The following is a 19,842-nucleotide window of genomic DNA, read 5'->3' on the forward strand; positions in this document are numbered from 1 at the left end:
TGCCGAGACGTCAGACAGGCGTGCCGACGCGCGCGGCATCCAGCGCGCTGCGCAGGGCCTCCGCGAAATCGCGACGCTCGTCATCGTTCAGCAGACGGCCGAACTCCAGCTCGCGGCCATGGGAGACGAGTTTCAAATTGTTTCCGCCATCGGGGCGCTCGGTAAACAGCACGCGGACCCAATACGGGTTGAACTCGAAGCTCTTGCTTTTTCCCGACGCCGAAATCTGCGTGAGCTTGAGTGCGTGGGGCGTCAGCTCCACCAGCTCGTAGGCGCGCGCGGCCCGGTAGTTGAGCTTGAACGCGATATAGACCAGAAGAACGTCGAGCCCAAAGAAGCCCATGACGGGCCAAGCCCCCAGCAGCAGGAAAACCAGCCCGGTCACGAAGCTTACGGCCCCGATGCCGATCATGAGGATCAGGAACCCTTTTGGTCCCAGCGAGCGATGGGGGTGGAGAATGGCGCGAAACAGGCTCGCGTCGGATGTTGCGGGCACACTATCATTCATCCGATCAGACTATCCCCAGGTTCGATGTTGTCAAAGCGCATGTCCTCCAGAAAACGTATCGCGCCCTCTCCCGGTTCACCGGCGAAGCCGTCCTCCCCTTCAAAAAAAAGCAGCGGCCGGGGCAAGCTGACGTCCGCCGAGATTGCAGAGATTTTCCGGCGTTTTGCGGCTGCAAACCCTGAGCCCAAGGGGGAGCTCGAACACACGAACCCGTTCACGCTGCTGGTTGCGGTGGTGCTTTCCGCGCAAGCCACTGACGCGGGCGTGAACAAAGCCACGCGCGCCCTGTTCCAGAAGGCGGATACGCCCGAGAAGATGCTGGCCCTCGGCGAGGACGCCGTGCGCGACCACGTGAAGTCCATCGGGCTCTTCCGGGCGAAGGCCAAGAACATCATTCTTCTCAGCGAAAAGCTGATCCGGGAGTATGGCGGCTCGGTGCCCATGGACAGGGATGCGCTGGAGACGCTTCCGGGCGTGGGACGCAAGACCGCCAACGTGGTAATGAACGTCGCTTTCGGCGCGCCGACGATGGCGGTCGATACACACGTGCTCCGGATCTCGAACCGCATCGGCCTTTCCAACGGGAAGACGCCGCTTCAGGTGGAAGCAGATCTCCTGGCCAAGATTCCGCCCGAGTACGGCGTTCCGGCTCATCACTGGCTGATCCTGCATGGGCGCTATGTGTGCAAGGCGCGCAAGCCCGAGTGCCCCCGCTGCCTCATCAACGACATCTGCAGATACCCGGACAAGACGCCGGGCTGACCCGCACCGTTAAGGCCTCGTCAACCACGACCGCGAAAGCGCCGGCGCGCGGGTAAACCGATTAAGACCGCGCTTACGCCTGTCACCTACAATTTTCGGAAATTGCAGCTGGCTTTTTTTACATCACGTTTTTTGTTGCCGGAGTGTGTGCTCGCTATGGCTCGCCCAAACGAAACGAACCCGCAGGACGCCAATGTCGCGCACGACGCAGGCGTGGCCGCCGACACCTTGCGGTTGATCGAGCACACGAAAAAGCTCAGCCAGCTCAACTCCCGCTTCGAGGTCGCGCTCAACAACATGGCGCGCGGTCTTTCGATGTTCGATGCCGATCGCCGGCTCATTGTCTGCAATGGGCTCTATCGCGAAATCTACGATCTGCCCGAGGAGCTCACCGTTCCAGGGACGCCGTTCTCCAAGATCGTCGCCTATCACTCGGCCAAGGAGGGATCGGCGAACTCAGTCGACGACCTCAAGCGCCAGCAACTCTGGATCGAACAGCACGCGACCGAGCTCCGGCACGGCAAGGTGTTCACCCACACGCAGAATCTCAAGAACGGCCGCATTATCCTCGTCACCAACCAGCCGCTCGAGGATGGCGGGTGGGTCGACATCCAGGAGGACGTGACCGAGAAGACGCTGGCGCAGGAGCGGATCGCCTGGCTCGCGCGGCATTGTCCGCTGACGGAGATCGCGAACCGGTTCCATTTCCGCGAGATGCTCGATGAAGAGATCCAGAGGCTGAAGCCGAACGGCAGCCTCGCCGTTCATCTGATCGATCTCGACTACTTCAAGCAGGTGAACGACACGCTTGGCCACGCGGCGGGCGACGCGGTGCTCAAGGCGGTGGCCAAGCGGCTCCGCACTACCGTGCGCGACAACGACCTCGTCGGGCGCCTCGGAGGCGATGAGTTCGCCATTATTCAAACCGACATCAGCGGACCCGAGCAGGCGGCGAGCCTGGCTCTTCGTCTCGTCAGCGTTCTCAATGCGCCCTACCGGGTGCTGGGGGCGAACGCCGGCCTAGGGGCCAGCATCGGCGTCGCGATATGTCCGGACCACGGAGCCGACCCCGATACCCTGCTCCGCCGTGCCGACATGGCGCTCTATCGCGTGAAAACGTGCGGCCGTGGAAGCTCTTACATCTACCATCCGGAAGACGAGCAGCTCGTCAACGAGCGCATCGAGCTTCAGGCGGATCTCGCCGAGGCGCTGAAGAAGCGGCAGCTTTCCCTCCACTATCAACCGATCGTGGATGTCGAAGCGGGAACCGTAACCGGATGCGAGGCGCTGATGCGCTGGCAGCATCCCAAGCTCGGCATGGTGCCGCCCTCGACCTTCATTCCCATCGCGGAAAGATCGGGCCTCATCCTCGCCATGGGTGAATGGGCCCTGCATCAGGCGTGCCGCGATGCAGCCGGCTGGGCTCCCAGCATTCGCGTGGCGGTCAACATCTCGGCCGTGCAGTTCGATCACGGCGATCCGGCCGCGGTCGTCGAGGAGGCGCTTGCCGCATCCGGCCTCGCGGCCGACAGACTCGAGGTGGAGATTACCGAATCCACGCTGCTGCGTTGCGAGACCAAGACGCTTCAGAATCTCGAACGCCTGCGCGCACGCGGCGTGCGCCTCGTGCTCGACGACTTCGGCACCGGCTTCGCCTCGCTCAGCTACCTGCGCAATTTCTCGTTCGACAAGATCAAGATCGATCGCTCGTTCGTCGCGGACATGGCGGAGCGGCGCGATTGCATGGCAATCGTGGGCGCCGTCACGGGGCTTGCGAAGACGCTCGGCATCGGCCCCGTCGCCGAGGGGATCGAAGACATCGAGCAGCTCACTGGCGTCTCGATTGCGGGCTGCCGGGAAATGCAGGGCTTCTATTTCAGCCGCCCCGTCCCCAGCGCCGACGTCGAGGACGCGGTGGCGCAGTGCCTGACGCGGATCTCCGAGGCATCCGGAAAGCCGAACGCCGGCTGATCCTCAGGTGCCACGCACGGCGATGCCGGCCTTGGCCATGTGCTTCTTGGCTTCCCCAATGGTGTAGGTGCCGAAGTGGAAGATCGAGGCGGCGAGAACCGCGCTCGCATGGCCCTCCTTGACCCCATCCACGAGGTGATCGAGCGTACCGACGCCGCCCGAGGCGATTACCGGCACGTGCACGGCATCCGAGATCGCCCGTGTCAGCGCGATGTCGAAACCCGCCTTGGTGCCGTCGCGATCCATGGAGGTGAGCAGGATCTCGCCCGCGCCTAGGCTCACGACCTCTTTCGCGTATTCGATCGCATCGAGGCCCGTGGGCTTGCGGCCGCCGTGGGTGAAGATCTCCCAGCGCGGGGGCTCACCTTCAGCGGAAACGCGCTTGGCGTCGATGGCCACGACGATGCATTGCGCACCGAACTTCTCGGAGGCCTCTTTCACGAACTGGCGGTTGGTGACGGCTGCGGTATTGATCGACACCTTGTCGGCACCGGCTTCGAGCAGCTTGCGGATGTCCTCGACCGTGCGCACGCCGCCTCCCACGGTGAGCGGCATGAAGCAGCGCTCGGCGGTGCGCTCCACCACGTCGAAGATCACGTCGCGGGCTTCCTGCGAGGCGGTGATGTCGAGAAAGCAAAGCTCGTCCGCGCCTGCCGCATCATAGGCGGCTGCGGCTTCCACCGGGTCTCCGGCATCGACAAGATCGACGAAGTTCACGCCTTTGACGACGCGTCCGTCCTTCACGTCCAAACAGGGGATGATGCGCGTCTTCAGCATGGGGATCAGCTCTTGGCGTTGAGGAGCGCGAGGGCTTCGGCGGGGTTCAGGCGGCCGTCGTAGAGGGCGCGGCCGGTGATGGCACCTTCGAGCATCCGGTATTCCGGCGTGAGGAGTGCTTTCACGTCGTCGATGGAGGCGAGGCCACCCGAGGCGATGACCGGAATGCTGGTCGCGCGTGCCAGCTCCGCTGTGGCGGGCAGATTCAAGCCCTTCAGCACGCCGTCGCGCTCGATGTCGGTATAGATGATGGCGGCGACGCCCGCGTCCTCGAAACGGCGGGCGAGATCGATCGCGGTCAATTCGGACGTTTCCGCCCAGCCTTCGACCGCCACCTTGCCGCCCTTGGCATCGATGCCGACGGCGACCTGGCCGGGAAAGCGTTTGCAGGCCTCGCGCACGAGCGCGGGATCGCGCACGGCGATGGTGCCCAGGATCACGCGGCGGATGCCGCGGGAGAGCCACTGCTCGATGGTAGCGAGGTCGCGGATGCCGCCGCCGAGCTGGGCCGGCATGGTGATCGCCTTCAGGATGGCATCCACTGCGCCCGCATTCACGGGCTTTCCGGCGAAGGCGCCGTTGAGGTCCACGATATGGAGATACGTGAAGCCCTGCTTCTCGAACGAGAGGGCCTGATCGGCGGGATCGTCGTTGAAGACGGTGGCCTCGTTCATATCGCCGAGCTTCAGGCGAACGCACTTGCCGTCCTTGAGATCGATGGCGGGGAAAAGGATCACGTCGACTCCTCGCGCGGCGGAGAGCGTCCGCCGGCATTCTTGGGGTGGCAGGGCCTGCCCGCCATCAGATTGCTTTGTTCGTGCCCGATGAATAGGTATTGCTTCGAAGCGTCAAGTGCGTGTCTCAAGATTATGTCACCAGCGCCCCATAGCCTGCTTTCGTCCCGCCGCTCGCGCCCGGCCCTGACCGAGGCCGACGCCGTCGACATCTGGATCGCCCGCTGGCTCAAAGTTCGCCGCCGCGATCTCATTCAGCGTTACGCCTGCGACCCGCGCCGCCTCTATGAGATCTGGCAGGAGGAACGCTTCGCCGGGAGCCGCGCGAAAGCTCTCGAGGTGTTCCTCGCGCGCTTTCCCTCGCTCGCCGACCGCATTGATCCCGGTGCCCATGTCCGCATTCCGAAAGCGCCCCATCCGGACCAGCTTCAGCTTTTCAACTGAGACGCAAGCCGTTAATATTTGCGTGCAGCAATATGCCGTATTGCGTTGATTTTTCTTATTTGTTTTGATTCCTCCGCGGTCCACGAGAAGCCCTGACGGCGCTTGCCTCGACAACCACCGCCACGGTTAGACCGTGTCTCTTCCCTCAAGAGAACAAAATTCGAACGGACTCTGGACGTGGTGAGCGACTCATGCCACGTTCTCTCTACGTTCTCACCGCGTCCACCTCACTCTTCTTTGCCCCCGGAGAGCCCCATGCGCACCTATCTCATCTCTTACGATCTCGCGAAGCCGCACCTCATCAAGCACGTCGTCGCTCAGGCCATCATGGCTGCCGGTCATAGCTGGGCGCGCCCGCTGGAGCAGACCTGGTACGTGCGCACGGAGGAGAGCGAGGAGGCGATCGAGGCCAAGCTGATGCGCATTCTCGATTCCGATGACGGGCTGCTCATCCAGCGCGTGAAGGATGAGGCGGTTCTGACCAACACCTCGGTTCGCTGGTTCAAGCAGCGCCATGCGGGCGTCGAGACCGGCGGCGATACCAACATCATCGCCTTCCCGCTGGCCAAGGCCGGCACGGACGAGCCCGAGCTGCCGTTCGCCGAGGCTTGCTGATCGCCTGGCGATCATTGCGATTTTCGAGTGGCCGGAGCGTTCCCCATCACCCCGCCCCGTCACTCTCAGAGGGAGGCTTTCGAGCCTCCCTTTTTTATTGGCCGAATGAGACGTGGGGCGTCGCGGCGACGGCTATGCCTTCAGGAACTCGCTGGCCTTGAACAGCGAGGCAAAGGGGATGCCCGCGTCCGCGTAGAGCTTCTCGGCGTTCTCCTCACGGTCGAGGATCGAGATGACGAGCACGATGGTGGCGCCGGCCGCGGTAAGTGCTTCGACCGCCTTCATGGCCGAGCCGCCGGTGGTCGTCACGTCCTCGACGATAACGACGCGCTTGCCTTTGACGTCCGAAAGCCCTTCCACCAGCTTCTTGGTGCCGTGGTCCTTCACGGTCTTGCGCACGAAGAAGCCGGGTAGGGGACGGCCCGCGCGGCGGCTCGCGATCGAGATCGGCGTGATGAGCGGCACGGCACCCATTTCGAGGCCGCCCACGATGTCGCCGTCGACAGACGCGATGCGTGCGTACAGCAGTTCAGCCAGAAGCTCCGCGCCCTCGGGATCGAACATCGAGGGCTTCATGTCGAAGTAGTGGTCACTCTCCTTGCCGGAGGCGAGCACGACATGGCCGCGCACGAACGATTTCGATTTGATGATGTCGAAGAGGCGGGCGCGAGCGTCGGCGGCGTTTGTCATGGTCGGGCAATCCGTGTTGGCTTCGGGTTGCTCATAAACGGCGCAGCGGGCCACGTCCATCCGGCGTTTTCCCCTCTGCCCCCGCTCACGGACGGGGAGACAGGTTCAGGGTGCCCACTTGAGGAAGTTGCCGATGAGAGAGAGGCCGAGGGTCTGGCTCTTCTCGGGGTGGAACTGGGTTCCGGCCACGTTGTCCTTGGCGATCAGCGCCGTGACCGGTCCGCCGTAGTCCGTCCGCGCCACCACGACCGCGGGATCGCGCGGGACGAAGTGGTAGGAGTGCACGAAATAGGCGTGGAGCCCATCCGGCCCAGTGGGGATGCCGGCGAGCAGCGCGTGGGGCGCGGGAACGTCGAGCGTGTTCCAGCCCATGTGCGGAATCTTGAGTGCCGGATCGTTGGGCTCTATGGCACGCACCTCGCCTTCGATCCAGCCAAGCCCATCCGTCACCTCGAACTCGAGACCGCGCGAAGCCAGGAGCTGCATGCCGACGCAGATGCCGAGGAAGGGGCGCCCCTTCTCGTGCACGGTGCTCTCGAGCGCATCCCGCATTCCCGGAACCGCTTCGAGACCGCGTTTGCAGTCGGCGAAAGCGCCGACACCGGGCAGAACGACGCGATCGGCGGTCCCCACGTCGTCGGCCTTGGCGCTGACGATGATCTCGGCATTGGCGCCGGTTTCACGGGCGGCACGCTCGAAGGCCTTGGCCGCCGAGTGGAGATTTCCGGACCCGTAATCGATGATGACGACGCGCTGCATGATCAGGCTTTGGTGGCGTATCTGGTGCGGAGGGATTGAGAGAAGCCGCGCAGCGCGTTTTCCATGCGCGAGACGGTATCGTGCCCGGGATCGGGATTGCCGGAAGAGCCCGGCGTTTCGACGGGGATGGAGGGCAGCCAGGCTTCGAAGAAGCGGCGCTCGGCTTCATCAGGTCCGCGGCCGCTCACGGTCGCGATTTCCTGCCAGCCCGCGCGGCCAAGCGACCAGCGCTTGATCTCGCTCGCCTCGAAGCCGGTGAGCACGTTCAAGATCAGGAACGTCCAGACGATCCAATCCGTCTTTGCGCCCGCGAGATTGAGGATGGCGATCGCGAGGATGGCGGCGCCCGCATAGGCGGCAAGGGCCAGCCATTCGCCGCGAACGATCAGGTAGACCGGCGAGAACAAGGCCGCGCGCCAGGAGAAGCCGTCTCTGACGAAGAGAAGGCGCTCGGCTCGCGCGAGCCGGGTGCCGCTTGCATGCGGCGGTTCATGCACCGTGAAGGCTGCCACGCCTGCTCCGCTGATCATACGCCACAGCGACCCGAGCATCAGGCCAGCATTCCTTTCGTAGAGGGAACCCGGCCCACCTGCCGCGGATCGAGCGCGACGGCCCCGCGGAGCGCGCGCGCCAGTCCCTTATAGCAGGTCTCGGCGATGTGGTGGTTGTTCTCGCCGTAGAGCGTTTCGATGTGGAGCGTGATGCCGGCATTCTGCGCAAATGCTTGAAACCACTCGCGGAAAAGCTCCGTGTCGAACTCGCCGATCTTGGGCTGGGAGAAGGCGACCTTCCAGATGAGGTAGGGCCGGCCGGACACGTCGACGGCGACGCGCGTCAGCGTCTCGTCCATCGGCAGATGCACGTCAGCGTAGCGCGTGATGCCCTGCTTGTCGCCGAGCGCCTTCGCGACAGCCTGCCCCAGCACGATGCCGACATCCTCTGTCGTGTGATGGAAATCGATGTGGAGGTCGCCCTTGGCTTCGAGCTTGATATCGATGAGCGCATGCCGGGCCAGCTGCTCCAGCATGTGGTCCAGGAAGCCGACACCGGTCGAGATATCGAACGCGCCGGTGCCGTCGAGATCGACCGTTGCGGTGATCTGCGTTTCCTTGGTCTTGCGAGCGATAGTGGCTTGCCGCTTCACGGGAATTCCTCGATCGGGAGCGCGTCTGCGGCTCCCCTTGTTGCCTTCAGGAACCCAAGCGTCTATCAGCTTCAGGGGTCCCGTTCCAGTGCTGCCCGCAGCGCTTTCGGGGCCTCATCCTTCATCCGTGGCGTCAGGTTCCATGTCTCAGACCCAGCTCAACTCCGCCGACAGCTCCTCCTGGCACGCGACCACCATCCTGACGGTTCGCAAGGGCGGCCGGGTGGTGATCGCCGGCGACGGTCAGGTAAGCCTCGGCGCGACCATCATCAAGGCCAATGCCCGCAAGGTGCGCCAGCTCGGTAAAGGCGGCGTTATTGCCGGATTTGCGGGTGCAACCGCCGATGCGTTCACCTTGTTCGAGCGGCTCGAAGCCAAGCTCGAGCAATATCCCGGGCAGCTCATGCGCGCGGCCGTGGAACTGGCCAAGGACTGGCGGACGGACCGCTTCCTGCGCAGGCTCGAAGCGATGATGATCGTCGCGGATCGCGACGTTACGCTGGTGCTGACCGGAACCGGCGACGTGCTGGAGCCCGAGCATCACGTCATGGGCATCGGATCGGGCGGCATGTACGCTCTCGCGGCGGCCCGCGCGCTGCTCGACCAGCCGCTCGATGCGGAGACCATCGCACGGCGCGCCATGGCGATCGCGGGCGAGATCTGCGTCTACACCAACTCGAACCTCGTGGTCGAAAGCCTGGATTCGAAATGATACGCGACGAGGATATCGAGGCTGCCGTCGCGCAAGGCATCATCGACGCTGCCCAGGCCCGAAGCCTTCGCGATCTTGCGCGGAGCCGCGCACAGCGGGCGCCAGAGCCCGCAGAGCCGGGCGCCGATCCCGACGACGAGAAATTCCGCCTGATCGGCGGCTTCAACGACGTCTTCGTCTCTATCGGCGTGCTGCTTCTGGTGGGCGCGCTGTTCGGGCTCGCGAGCCAGGTCGGATTTCCCGGCGGCTTCGCCATCGTGGCGCTGGTCGCAGCTTGGGGGCTTTCCGAATTCTTCTCGCGCCGGATGCGCCTCGCACTGCCTTCTATCGTTCTGGCCCTGATGTTTACTGGCGCCGGGGCATTCGTCGGCGGCACGTTCGGCGGAGGATTGTTCGGCGGCGAGCCTTCGCTTCTGTTCTCCGGCATCGGCGCATCGCTCGCGGCAATCGTGCACGAGCGGCGGTTCGGCGTTCCGATCGATTGGGCGATCGCGGCCTCGGGCGTCGTCTGCACGCTCTCGGCCGCACTCTCGCTCGCGGCTCCAGACTGGACGCGCGACAACTATGGCCTCCTGGTCGCTGTGCTGGGGCTTCTCGTGTTCGCCATCGCCGTGCGCGTCGATGCGAGCGACCCCATGCGGCGCACGCGGCGCTCCGACATCGCCTTCTGGCTGCATATGCTCGCCGCTCCCATGATCGTGCACGCCGCCGTGCCGTTGATCGCCGGCGACATGGGCAACATCAACGGCGCGCAATCCTTGGCGGTCCTCGCCGTATTCGCGCTGCTCGGCATCGTCGCGCTCATCATCGACCGGCGCGCGCTCCTGATCTCGGGACTCGCTTATGCCGGTATCGCTATCGGTTATCTGGTGTCGCAAAACATCGCCGAGGACATGGGGCTTTCGCTCACGCTACTCGGCCTCGCAGTGCTCGTGCTCGGGCTGTCGGCGGGCTGGCGGTCGCTGCGGCGCACTCTGTTGCCGCTGCTGCCGCTCGGCCCTCTCGTCCAATACGTGCCACCGACCCATGTGACGGATGCGCGATGATCACCCTGTCCCCCTACCGGGGATCTGACGTCTCTTTCGGAGCTCACTCATGGGTTGGATCTACCTGATGCTCGCCGGTGCGTTCGAGATCGCATTCACGACGGCCATGCGCTTCACGGAAGGCTTCACCAAGCCGTTCGCCACCCTTCTCGTGCTCGCGCTCGCCGTGGTCAGCATCTTCTTCGTCACCAAAGCTTCGGAAAGCATCCCGCTCGGCACCGCCTATGCGGCATGGGGCGGGATCGGCGCGCTCGGCACGGTCGTTGTCGGCATTTTCTTCTTCAACGAGCCGGTGACGCTTTGGCGCATGGTTTTTCTATCTCTGCTCATCATGTCCATCATCGGGCTCAAGCTCGTCACCGATTAGGCAATTCCCCATGACCACGTTCTCTCCTCGCGAAATCGTCTCCGAGCTCGACCGCTACATCGTGGGCCAGGGAGACGCAAAGCGCGCCGTTGCGATCGCCCTCAGAAACCGCTGGCGGCGCCAGCAGATCGAGGGGCCGCTGAAAGACGAGGTGCTGCCCAAGAACATTCTGATGATCGGCCCGACGGGCGTCGGCAAGACCGAGATCGCCCGCCGCCTGGCCAAGCTCGCCGGAGCGCCCTTCCTCAAGGTGGAGGCCACGAAGTTCACCGAGGTGGGCTACGTCGGCCGCGACGTCGACAGCATCATCCGCGACCTGGTGGAAGTGGGCCTTTCGCTCGTGCGCGAAGCCAAGCGCAAGGAGGTGCGCGCGCAGGCCGAGAAGAACGCCGAGGAGCGCGTGCTGGATGCGCTGGTCGGCCCCACGGCCTCGCCGACGACGCGGGAGTCGTTCCGCAAGCGGCTGCGCGCCAACGAGCTCAACGACAAGATCATCGAGGTCCAGGTGGCCGAATCCGCCGCCGGGCTGCCGATGCTCGATATCCCCGGCATGCCGGGCGCCTCCATGGGCGCCATAAACCTCGGCGACATGCTGGGCAAGATGATGGGCGGACGCACGAAGCCGCGCCGCATCACCGTGAAGGACAGCCACACGCTGCTGATCGCGGAGGAGAGCGACAAGCTGATCGACAACGAGCAAATCACGAGCGAGGCGATCCGCGCCGTGGAGAACAACGGCATCGTGTTTCTCGACGAGATCGACAAGATCTGCTCGCGGGGCGAAACCGGGCGCTCGGGCGCGGAAGTCTCGCGCGAGGGCGTGCAGCGCGATCTCCTGCCCTTGATCGAAGGCACCAGCGTCTCGACCAAGTATGGGCCGGTGAAGACCGACCACGTGCTCTTCATCGCGTCCGGCGCATTCCATGTGGCGAAGCCGGCCGACCTGCTGCCGGAGCTGCAGGGCCGTCTGCCGATCCGTGTCGAGCTCAAGGCGCTCACGCGGGAGGATTTCCGCCGCATTCTCACGGAGCCGGAGGCGAGCCTCATCAAGCAGTACACCGCGCTGATGGCGACCGAAGGCCTCACGCTCACCTTCACCGAGGATGCGATCGACGCGCTCGCGGACACGGCGGTGCTCGTGAACTCCACGGTCGAGAACATCGGCGCGCGGCGGCTGCAGACCGTGATGGAACGGGTGCTCGACGAGATCTCGTTCGAGGCTTCGGACCGCAGCGGCGATACCGTTTCCATCGATGCCGCTTACGTCACGCAGCGTGTCGGAGAGCTCGCCAAGAACACCGATCTTTCGAAGTTCATTCTTTAGATCTCCGATGGCCGCATCGCGCTCTCGCCTTCCGACGTTGCGGGGCGCGATGCGAAAATCGGGCAAAATTCCCGCGTCAGCTTCGCCTTCTCTCCTCCCCTCAGGTTCGAAAAATCTTGCCCCGTAAAACGCGCCGCATAAAAGTAACGGTATAATAAAACAATACCGGAGAGGCGCAGGATGGCTCGATTTCAACGCGGAGGCGCCTTATGCGCGACCGCTCTTTCCTTGCTCTTGGCTTCTGCCGTGGGCATGGCTGTGGCTGAGGAGACGAAGCTCGTCTCCGTTCTCACCCTTTCCGATCATGATGCCGACGTCTGGTCGGCCACCTATAGTGCGGACGGAAGCCGCATCCTGACCGCCTCCGCCGATCACACCGCGCGCGTGTGGGACGCCAAATCAGGAAAGGAGCTTTTGAAGCTCACAGGCCATACCGAAGCCGTGCGGCACGCGGCCTACAACGCGGATTCGAGCCTGATCGTGACGGCCTCGCGCGATGCGACCGGGCGCTTGTGGGACGCAACCACCGGCAAGGAGATCGCGGTGCTCGGCGGTCACGAGCTGATGGTGGAGCACGCAGAGTTCAGCCCCGACAGCACCCGCATCGTGACCATTCCCCACGACAAGACCGCGAAGCTCTGGGACGGAAAGAGCGGCGCTGCGATCGCTGATCTCACCGGCCACGATGCTTATCTCACTTGGGGCGCGTTCAGCCCGGATTCGAGCCTTCTGATCACGACTTCAAGCGACGAGACCGCACGCGTGTGGGACGCGAAGACGGGCAAGCTGCTGCACACTCTTTCAGGTCACACGGGCATGGTGAGCTATGCCGCGTTCAGCCCGGACGGAGGTCGCATCGTCACCGGCTCGACGGACAAGACAGCGAAGATCTGGGACAGCAAGACGGGTGCGCTGCTGCTCACGATAGCGGGCGGACACACGCGGGCCGTGCTGCGCGTTGCTTTCAGCCCGGACGGCAAGCACGTGATCACGGGCGCCGCCGACAAGCTGGCCAAGATCTGGGACGCCAATACGGGCGCTCTGCTCGTGACGCTGGAAGGCGGGCACAAGCGCATTCTCTCGGTCACCGCCTACAATCGCGACGGGCGGCTGGTTGTGACAGCGTCGCACGACAAGACGGCACGCGTCTGGGATGCGGCGACCGGGGCGCCGCTCGCGGTGCTGACGGAGCATACCAAGGAAGTCGATACGGCCGAGTTCAGCCCGGACGGACGGCAGCTTCTGACCAGCTCTTTCGACGGCCTCGCGAAAGTGTGGAACCTGCCGGAGGCGGCAACGGCCGCTAAGTAGCGCGACACACCTCTCACACCCCCGGCCCGCAGTTCCTCAGGGAACTGGCGGGCGCAGCGCACGCATGGCAGACATGGGGCTCGATCTTACTGCCACGCTCCATTCCGGATGCGCGGTTCCTGCCTGTCCGGATTTCTCATGACCAACATCATCGCGCTTCTCGGCGGCCTCTTCGGCGCTGCCATCGGATGGGTTCTCGCCGCCGTGCTCGCAAGTGTGCTCGGAGGCTACTACGGCGTTACCGATTTCGAAGGCGCGCGCGGCATGATCGCGGTGTTCACCTTCGGACCCATCGGCGGCCTGCTGGGTCTCATCATCGGCGTCTGGCTCGCGCTTCGGCTCAAAAGCGGCGCGAAAGTAACCGGCAAAGCGGTGGCTATCCGCCTGCCGATCGTACTGGCCGGCATCGCGGGGCTCGTCGCCGGAACGGTGGGCGTGCTCTACTGGTTCAGCCCCATTCTCAACCCGAGCGGGGCTTCTCCGCGTCTGGCGTTCGAGATCCGCCTGCCAGCCGGCGCATCGGTTCCCGAGCGCGGTCTCGATGTCTCGCTCTTCACCGAGAAGAATACGATGCCGGCGACGATGGACGCGGGTGTCGTGCGAAAGGACGGCGAGCGGCAGGTCATCGCGGGAACGGTGGAGCTCACCTACCGCTCGTCCTGGCGCATTCTGGAATTGAAGATGCCGGGCGTGCCGGAGCACATCTTTCTGATCAAAGTTGGCGCGCGGCCCGGCCACGATGCCGATTTCCGCGACTGGGAGCACGTGTCGAACGTCGGCAACGAAACCAACCGGCCGCGCCTCGCAACGGCGGACGACGCCTACGACATCCGCTATCGCGTCATCTGGCCCGACTAGACCTGGGTTTCGATGGCGCCTTCTCTACCGCGAGCGAGGATGCGATGCGCGCGACGGCGTCTGCGGTCTGCTCGATCTCGCCTTTCAGCCATGTGCGGAACGCGGCCATTGCCTTGGTTTCCTTCCGCGCCGCATCGCGCACGAAGTAATACCCATACTTTCGCACCGCGATCGCGAACGGACGCACCAGCCGACCGCCTACGAGGGCGTCTCCCGCGATGATCTCGTCGGCGAGGGCAAAACCTTGCCCGGCTTCGGCGGCGGGTATGGTGAGATGCCCGTTCAACGTCGGGCCTTCGGGGGCGATACGATCGGCGAGCCCGGCTTCCTCCAGCCACTCCTTCCAATAGCGGCGCGATTCCTCCTGAAGCAGAAGGCTCGGCTGCAAGCTGGCGGGGGTGAGCGGCTTTCCGCCCCGAAGCATCGCGGGGCTGCAAACCGGTGTGATCCCGGTCTTGACGAGCAGGTCTGACGCCACATTGCGCCAGCTTCCCATGCCATACCGGATTCCGGCGTCCGCCTCATTGCGCGCGAAATCGGCCAGACGATCCGCCGAGTCCAGAACGAGGTCATATTCGGGATGAGCGGCCGTGAAGCGTCCCAGACGCGGCACGAGCCATAGCGCGGCGAACGATGGCTCGACGCTGACGACGAGCTGTTGCCGCCTGCGCCGGCGGCGCGCCGATATGCTGTCGGTCGCGCTGGAGATCAGGTCGAAGCTCCGCGTGATATCGGCAACGTAGCTCTTGCCGCGCTCTGTCAGCTCGACGCCGCGCCCGGTGCGAACGAACAGCTTCGTTCCGAGCCAATCCTCCAGCTCGCGAATGTGACGGCTTATGGCGGCGTGCGAAACGTTGAGCTCGCCCGCGGCCGCCGTGAAGCTCACGTGACGCGCAGCGGCCTCGAAAGCCTTCAAGGCGTTGAGGGAGGGCAGGCTTCGGCTCATGCCTTACGTGTAACAAAAACTTACATGTGGTGTAAAGCAACGGCGTTTGTCCGCTTCGGCCTGCAGCCTCACACTCCGCTCGACATCACAACGAATGGAGGGCGGCATGCTGCTCGCACTCAATGCGCTTATCCAGTTTTTCGAAGACCTCGTACTGTTCGGCCCGCGTAGGAAAGGTTCACGCGAGCGTGCGCGAGACGCGGCGCGATCGAGACCGGGAGAATGAGCGTATCGCGTCGATCGCGGGCTTAAAGCTCGTCGCCGGCTGAGCAGTTCGGGCATTCGGGTGCGCCGGCCGCGACGGGAAAGCCGCAGAGCTTGCACATCACGTGCTTGCCGGGCTTCACGCCATGCTCAAGCGCCACGCGTTCGTCGAACACGAAGCACTCGCCTTCCCACAGGCTCTGCTCGGGCGGAATCGTCTCCAGGTATTTCAGGATGCCGCCTTCGAGGTGGTAAACCTCCGGAAACCCCTGGGTGAGCATGAACGCCGACGCCTTCTCGCATCGAATGCCGCCGGTGCAGAACATGGCGACGCGCGGATGCTTCGCGGGATCGAGGTTCGCGGCCACGTAATCCGGAAACTCCCCGAATGACTGCGTGCGAGGATCGATCGCGTTCTTGAAGGTGCCGATGCCGACCTCATACGCGTTGCGCGTATCGATCAGGATCACATCCGGATCTTTGATGAGCGCATTCCAGTCCTCCGGCTTGACGTAAGTGCCGACCTGCCTCGACGGATCGGCCTCCGGCCTGCGTAACGTCACGATCTCGCGCTTGATCTTCACCTTGAGGCGGCGAAACGGGATCTCGTCCGCGTAGGACTCCTTGCTCACGAGATCGGCGAAGCGCGCTTCTGCCCTCAGATCCGCGAGAAACGCGCGGATGGCTTCATCGGTGCCCGCGATGGTGGCGTTGATACCTTCGGGTGCGAGCAGGATCGTGCCCTTGATGCCGGTGTCGCGAGCGCGCGCGAGCAAGATCTCCCGCAGACCGGGGAGATCGGCGAGCGAGACGAACTTGTAAAACGCTGTAACGGTAACGGACATTCAGCTCTTGCCTGAGAGTTTGTCGACCGCGCGCTTCATGGTCTCGAACACGCCGGGTTCGGTCATGGCGTGACCGACGCCGGGGACGATTTCAAGCCGGCAGCCCGGCCAGCGTTTCGCGATCTCGTAAGCTGCGCGCGGCGGACAGAGGAGATCGTAGCGCCCCTGGACGATCACACCCGGAATTGAGCCGAGACGGGATGCCCCGTCAAGAAGCTCGCCGGGCGCAAGAAAGAAACTGTTTGCGATGTAGTGGGCTTCCATGACCGGTGTCGGCGGAATGCGGCCTTCCTCTGGAAGCGTTTCAGGAAGCGTGGTCACGCCGGGCGCGAACTCTGAGAGCGTGCGTTCGAACTGATGCCATTGCCGAGCCGCCGGGCCGCGCACAGCCGGATCGGGATTCAAAAGTCTCACCACATAGGCCTTGAGCGGGTCGGAGCGCTCGCTTTCGGGCAAGGCAGCCACGAAATTCTCGTAGAGATCCGGACGCAGCTCCTGCGGCGCCCGGCGAAACGCCCAGTCCACCTCCGCGTCCGTGCCGAGAAAGACTGCGCGCAGGAGCAGGCCTGACACGTGCTCGGGATAGGTTTCGGCGTAAGCGAGCGCCAGCGTGGAGCCCCACGAGCCGCCGACGATCAGCATCTTCTCGAAACCGAAATGGGTGCGAATGCGCTCGATATCGGCGACGAGATTCTGGGTGGTATTGGCTTCCGTGCAAAGATAGGGATGGCTGCGGCCTGCGCCGCGCTGATCGAACAGGATGGCGTGGAAGCGGTCGGGGTCGAACAGAAGGCGATGGCTGTGCTGCGCTCCGCTGCCGGGGCCGCCATGCAGGAAGAGCGCCGGAATGCCTCCGCGCCGGCCCACCTCCTCGACATAGATCCAGTGGCCATCGCCCACGTCGAGCATGACGGCATCGAAGGGCCGGGGCGGGGCGGCATCGGGGCTCGTCATGTGCGGAGGGTCTCAAGCGCGTGGCGGATGTTAGCCGCGAAGGCGCGGGCGCCGAAACAGCGGAAGGTGAAGGTTTCCCCATCGTCACTGTGCACGTCCACGATGCGGGTGAGCCAGCCGAAGCGCTCTCCCACGCTCACGACCCGCGCAAGCTCCAGAGTCTTGGAGACATCTCCCCCATGCACCGCTTCGTTCAAGGCATTCGGACCGAAGCTCAGTGCGTCACGCGTCAGCGTCACCGCGCCGCCGACCCAAAGGCCACCCATCCTTCGTCGCAGCCAATCGACGGAGCTGCCCGTAAAAAGCGACATCAGCGACGGCTTTTCGGGCGCGCCGTCGCTGATGAAGAGATTGGCATATTTCCAGGCGATGACATCCGATGAGGGCCTAGTCATCGGCGGACACCCTCTAGACGTCGAGGTTGGCGACGGTGAGGGCGTTCTCCTGAATGAACTCGCGACGCGGCTCTACCACGTCACCCATCAGCTTGGAGAAGATCTCGTCCACCTCGGACACGTCGCCGATCTTGACCTGCAGCAGCGTGCGCACGTCGCGATCGAGCGTCGTCTCCCAGAGCTGCTCCGGGTTCATCTCGCCGAGACCTTTGTAGCGCTGAAGCGAGAGGCCCTTGCGGCCGGCCTCGTAGATCGCGTTGAGGAGCGATCGCGGGCCCAGAATATGCAGCGTCTCCGCCTTGCGGCGCAGCTTCGTGCCGAGTCCGTAGACCTCCGCCAGATGAGCGCGCTTCTCGTTCAGGCGGCGCGCATCGAGGGAAGCCAGCAGCGCGCGGTCGAGAGCGTGCGCCTCGGTAACGCCGCGAACCTCGCGGCGGAACAGGAAGCCGTCGTTGCCGTAGACGCCGGACCAGCCCTTCTCCGTCTCCTCCGCCACCTCATTCAAGCGCGCAGCGACCGTGTTTGCAGCGGCGCTCGCCGAATCCGACGACTGCAGGAGCACCGGATCGAAGGCGCCCGCGATGGCCGCCTGCTCGACGATGAGGCGCGAATAGCGCGAGTGTAGCTGATCGATGAGGCCGACGATGCCGCGCGCCTGATCGACGATGTCACGCAGATCCTTGCCCCCGCGCTCGGAGCCGCCCGCCACCAGCACGGTGTCCTCGAGGCCGCTGTCGATCAGATAGTCCTCGAGCGCGCGCTGGTCCTTGAGATAGGTGCCGCTCTTGCCGCGGCTCACCTTGTAGAGCGGCGGCTGGGCGATATAGACGTGGCCCTTCTCCACCAGCTCGGGCATCTGCCGATAGAAGAACGTGAGCAGCAGCGTGCGGATGTGCGCGCCGTCCACGTCGGCGTCCGTCATGACGATGATCTTGTGATACCGCAGCTTGGAAAGATCGAAGTCGTCGCGAATGCCCGTGCCGAGCGCGCCGATGATGTTGGTCACCTGCTCGGAGGAGAGCATCTTGTCGATGCGCGCGCGCTCGACGTTCAGGATCTTACCTCGGATCGGAAGAACGGCCTGATACTCGCGCTTGCGGCCCTGTTTGGCCGAGCCGCCTGCCGAGTCGCCCTCGACGATGAATAGCTCGGTATTCGACGGATCGCGGTCCTGGCATTCGGCGAGACCGCCGGGCAAGCGCAGGCCATCGAGAGCGCTCTTGCGCCGCGTCAGCTCGCGCGCCTTGCGGGCCGCTTCGCGTGCGAGGGCTGCCTCGACGATCTTGCCGACGATGGCTTTGGCTTCCTTCGGATGCTCCTCGAACCACGCCGCGAGCTCCTCGAAGACGACGCTTTCGACAACAGGTTTCACTTCGGAGGAAACCAGCTTGTCCTTGGTCTGGCTCGAGAACTTGGGATCAGGCACCTTCACGGAGAGAACGCAGGTGAGACCTTCGCGCGCGTCCTCGCCGGAGAGATCCACCTTCTCCTTCTTGGCGATGCCGCTATCGACTGCGTACTTGTTGATCACACGGGTCAACGCGCCGCGGAAGCCCGCAAGGTGCGTGCCGCCGTCGCGCTGAGGAATGTTGTTCGTGAAGCAGAGCACGTTCTCGTGGTAGCTGTCGTTCCACCAGAGCGCGACCTCGACGCCGACGCGATCCTTGTCGGCGCGAACCATGATCGGCTCGGAAATAAGGGCCTGCTTGGAGCGGTCGAGGAAGCGCACGAACGCGGCCGTGCCGCCGTCGTAGAGGAATTCCTCGCGCTTCACGTCTGCATGGCGATTGTCGGTCAGCACCACCTTGGCGCCGGAATTCAGGAACGCGAGCTCGCGCAAGCGGTGCTCGAGCGTGGCGTAGTCGAACTCCACCTTGGAGAACGTTTGCGGGCTCGGCAGGAAGGTGACCTCCGTGCCGCGGTTGTCCTTGGCATCGCCCACGACCTTGAGCGGCGCGACGGCGACGCCGTCACGAAACTCGATGATGTGCTCCTTGCCTTCGCGCCAGATGCGGGCCTTGAGCCAGGTCGAGAGCGCGTTGACGACGGACACGCCCACGCCGTGCAGGCCGCCCGAGACCTTGTAGGAGTTCTGATCGAACTTTCCGCCCGCATGAAGCTCGGTGAAGACGATCTCGGCCGCCGATCGCTTCGGCTCCTGGTCGTCGTCCTTTTTGATGCCGGTCGGAATGCCGCGGCCGTCGTCGCGCACGGTGCACGAGCCGTCCGGGTTGAGCGTCACCTCGCACGACTTGGCATGGCCGGCCAGAACCTCGTCGATGGCGTTGTCGACCACCTCGTAGATCATGTGGTGCAAACCCGAGCCGTCATCGGTGTCGCCGATGTACATGCCCGGGCGTTTGCGCACGGCTTCGAGGCCTTTGAGCATCTTGATGCTGTCGGCGCCGTAGTCCTCGGGCGCGGGTGATTTCTTGGCGGGCTCAGCGCTCATTCGGTCCCTGTCGCGAGATTGCTC

Annotated in this window: 22 protein-coding genes; 10 read left to right on the top strand and 12 right to left on the bottom strand. The window is 64.2% G+C overall.

What is annotated here, in order from left to right:
• Positions 1 to 10: 10 nt before the first annotated feature.
• On the bottom strand, positions 11 to 508 hold the full coding sequence (locus F812_RS0108495) for a DUF2244 domain-containing protein (protein ID WP_020085542.1): 498 nt from the start codon (positions 506 to 508) through the stop codon (positions 11 to 13).
• A 39-nt stretch (positions 509 to 547) separates the two neighbouring features.
• Between F812_RS0108495 and nth the strand changes: the two genes are divergently transcribed.
• Together nth and F812_RS0108505 are read left to right on the top strand one after the other, a co-directional pair.
• Positions 548 to 1,270, top strand: coding sequence for an endonuclease III (nth, locus tag F812_RS0108500; RefSeq protein WP_020085543.1), 723 nt, complete (start codon positions 548 to 550; stop codon positions 1,268 to 1,270).
• A 156-nt stretch (positions 1,271 to 1,426) separates the two neighbouring features.
• The gene (locus tag F812_RS0108505) at positions 1,427 to 3,241 is read left to right on the top strand and encodes a putative bifunctional diguanylate cyclase/phosphodiesterase (protein ID WP_020085544.1); all 1,815 of its coding nucleotides are present in this window, start codon (positions 1,427 to 1,429) and stop codon (positions 3,239 to 3,241) included.
• Positions 3,242 to 3,244: 3 nt separating this feature from the next.
• On the opposite strand, the gene hisF is transcribed toward F812_RS0108505, so the two are convergent.
• Positions 3,245 to 4,018 (bottom strand): imidazole glycerol phosphate synthase subunit HisF, encoded by a 774-nt coding sequence (gene hisF / locus F812_RS0108510; RefSeq protein WP_020085545.1) that lies wholly within the window; start codon positions 4,016 to 4,018, stop codon positions 3,245 to 3,247.
• 5 nt (positions 4,019 to 4,023) lie between these two features.
• Positions 4,024 to 4,755 (bottom strand): 1-(5-phosphoribosyl)-5-[(5-phosphoribosylamino)methylideneamino]imidazole-4-carboxamide isomerase, encoded by a 732-nt coding sequence (gene hisA, locus F812_RS0108515; RefSeq protein ID WP_020085546.1) that lies wholly within the window; start codon positions 4,753 to 4,755, stop codon positions 4,024 to 4,026.
• A gap of 132 nt (positions 4,756 to 4,887) precedes the next feature.
• Here hisA and F812_RS0108520 point away from each other — a divergent pair, with 132 nt between their 5' ends.
• Together F812_RS0108520 and F812_RS0108525 are read left to right on the top strand one after the other, a co-directional pair.
• On the top strand, positions 4,888 to 5,196 hold the full coding sequence (locus F812_RS0108520; protein ID WP_020085547.1) for a hypothetical protein: 309 nt from the start codon (positions 4,888 to 4,890) through the stop codon (positions 5,194 to 5,196).
• Between the two features lie 255 nt (positions 5,197 to 5,451).
• A complete protein-coding gene (locus F812_RS0108525; protein ID WP_020085548.1) occupies positions 5,452 to 5,811 on the top strand; it encodes a hypothetical protein in 360 nt (119 codons plus the stop codon).
• Between the two features lie 132 nt (positions 5,812 to 5,943).
• Here F812_RS0108525 and pyrE read toward each other — a convergent pair whose 3' ends face one another.
• From pyrE to hisB, 4 genes are all read right to left on the bottom strand, one after another.
• Complete coding sequence (gene pyrE, locus F812_RS0108530; RefSeq protein WP_026867959.1) at positions 5,944 to 6,501, bottom strand: orotate phosphoribosyltransferase; 558 nt, start codon at positions 6,499 to 6,501, stop codon at positions 5,944 to 5,946.
• A gap of 105 nt (positions 6,502 to 6,606) precedes the next feature.
• Positions 6,607 to 7,260 (bottom strand): imidazole glycerol phosphate synthase subunit HisH, encoded by a 654-nt coding sequence (gene hisH / locus F812_RS0108535; protein WP_020085550.1) that lies wholly within the window; start codon positions 7,258 to 7,260, stop codon positions 6,607 to 6,609.
• 2 nt (positions 7,261 to 7,262) lie between these two features.
• On the bottom strand, positions 7,263 to 7,811 hold the full coding sequence (locus tag F812_RS23190; RefSeq protein ID WP_020085551.1) for a DUF2628 domain-containing protein: 549 nt from the start codon (positions 7,809 to 7,811) through the stop codon (positions 7,263 to 7,265).
• A complete protein-coding gene (hisB, locus tag F812_RS0108545; RefSeq protein WP_020085552.1) occupies positions 7,811 to 8,404 on the bottom strand; it encodes an imidazoleglycerol-phosphate dehydratase HisB in 594 nt (197 codons plus the stop codon). The genes F812_RS23190 and hisB overlap by 1 nt, the downstream gene beginning before the upstream one ends.
• A 142-nt stretch (positions 8,405 to 8,546) precedes the next feature.
• Here hisB and hslV point away from each other — a divergent pair, with 142 nt between their 5' ends.
• From hslV to F812_RS23200, 6 genes are all read left to right on the top strand, one after another.
• Positions 8,547 to 9,116, top strand: coding sequence for an ATP-dependent protease subunit HslV (gene hslV, locus F812_RS0108550; protein ID WP_020085553.1), 570 nt, complete (start codon positions 8,547 to 8,549; stop codon positions 9,114 to 9,116).
• A complete protein-coding gene (locus tag F812_RS23195) occupies positions 9,113 to 10,162 on the top strand; it encodes a YdbT family protein (RefSeq protein WP_020085554.1) in 1,050 nt (349 codons plus the stop codon). Before hslV ends, F812_RS23195 begins: the two co-directional genes overlap by 4 nt.
• A 49-nt stretch (positions 10,163 to 10,211) precedes the next feature.
• A complete protein-coding gene (locus F812_RS0108560) occupies positions 10,212 to 10,529 on the top strand; it encodes a DMT family transporter (protein ID WP_020085555.1) in 318 nt (105 codons plus the stop codon).
• A gap of 10 nt (positions 10,530 to 10,539) precedes the next feature.
• Positions 10,540 to 11,853 carry an ATP-dependent protease ATPase subunit HslU gene (gene hslU, locus F812_RS0108565; RefSeq protein ID WP_020085556.1) on the top strand — a complete coding sequence of 438 codons (1,314 nt, stop codon included), beginning with the start codon at positions 10,540 to 10,542 and terminating at the stop codon, positions 11,851 to 11,853.
• A 252-nt stretch (positions 11,854 to 12,105) separates the two neighbouring features.
• Entirely contained in the window at positions 12,106 to 13,164 is a 1,059-nt protein-coding gene (locus F812_RS0108570; RefSeq protein ID WP_020085557.1) for a WD40 repeat domain-containing protein, read from the top strand.
• A gap of 138 nt (positions 13,165 to 13,302) precedes the next feature.
• A complete protein-coding gene (locus F812_RS23200) occupies positions 13,303 to 14,022 on the top strand; it encodes a hypothetical protein (protein ID WP_020085558.1) in 720 nt (239 codons plus the stop codon).
• On the opposite strand, the gene gcvA is transcribed toward F812_RS23200, so the two are convergent.
• The 5 genes from gcvA to gyrB form a co-directional block, all read right to left on the bottom strand.
• Positions 14,006 to 14,968, bottom strand: a complete 963-nt coding sequence (gcvA, locus tag F812_RS0108580; protein ID WP_040498092.1) for a transcriptional regulator GcvA — start codon at positions 14,966 to 14,968, stop codon at positions 14,006 to 14,008. The genes F812_RS23200 and gcvA overlap by 17 nt on opposite strands.
• A gap of 248 nt (positions 14,969 to 15,216) precedes the next feature.
• Positions 15,217 to 16,017 (bottom strand): oxygen-dependent tRNA uridine(34) hydroxylase TrhO, encoded by an 801-nt coding sequence (trhO, locus tag F812_RS23205; protein ID WP_020085560.1) that lies wholly within the window; start codon positions 16,015 to 16,017, stop codon positions 15,217 to 15,219.
• Positions 16,018 to 16,971 (bottom strand): prolyl aminopeptidase, encoded by a 954-nt coding sequence (pip, locus tag F812_RS0108590; RefSeq protein ID WP_020085561.1) that lies wholly within the window; start codon positions 16,969 to 16,971, stop codon positions 16,018 to 16,020.
• The gene (locus F812_RS23210) at positions 16,968 to 17,366 is read right to left on the bottom strand and encodes a hypothetical protein (RefSeq protein WP_020085562.1); all 399 of its coding nucleotides are present in this window, start codon (positions 17,364 to 17,366) and stop codon (positions 16,968 to 16,970) included. The genes pip and F812_RS23210 overlap by 4 nt, the downstream gene beginning before the upstream one ends.
• A gap of 13 nt (positions 17,367 to 17,379) precedes the next feature.
• On the bottom strand, positions 17,380 to 19,818 hold the full coding sequence (gene gyrB, locus F812_RS0108600; RefSeq protein ID WP_020085563.1) for a DNA topoisomerase (ATP-hydrolyzing) subunit B: 2,439 nt from the start codon (positions 19,816 to 19,818) through the stop codon (positions 17,380 to 17,382).
• Between the last annotated feature and the right edge of the window lie 24 nt (positions 19,819 to 19,842).

Origin of the sequence: Hyphomicrobium zavarzinii ATCC 27496 (assembly GCF_000383415.1) — a bacterium.
In the GTDB taxonomy this organism is placed as follows: domain Bacteria; phylum Pseudomonadota; class Alphaproteobacteria; order Rhizobiales; family Hyphomicrobiaceae; genus Hyphomicrobium_C; species Hyphomicrobium_C zavarzinii.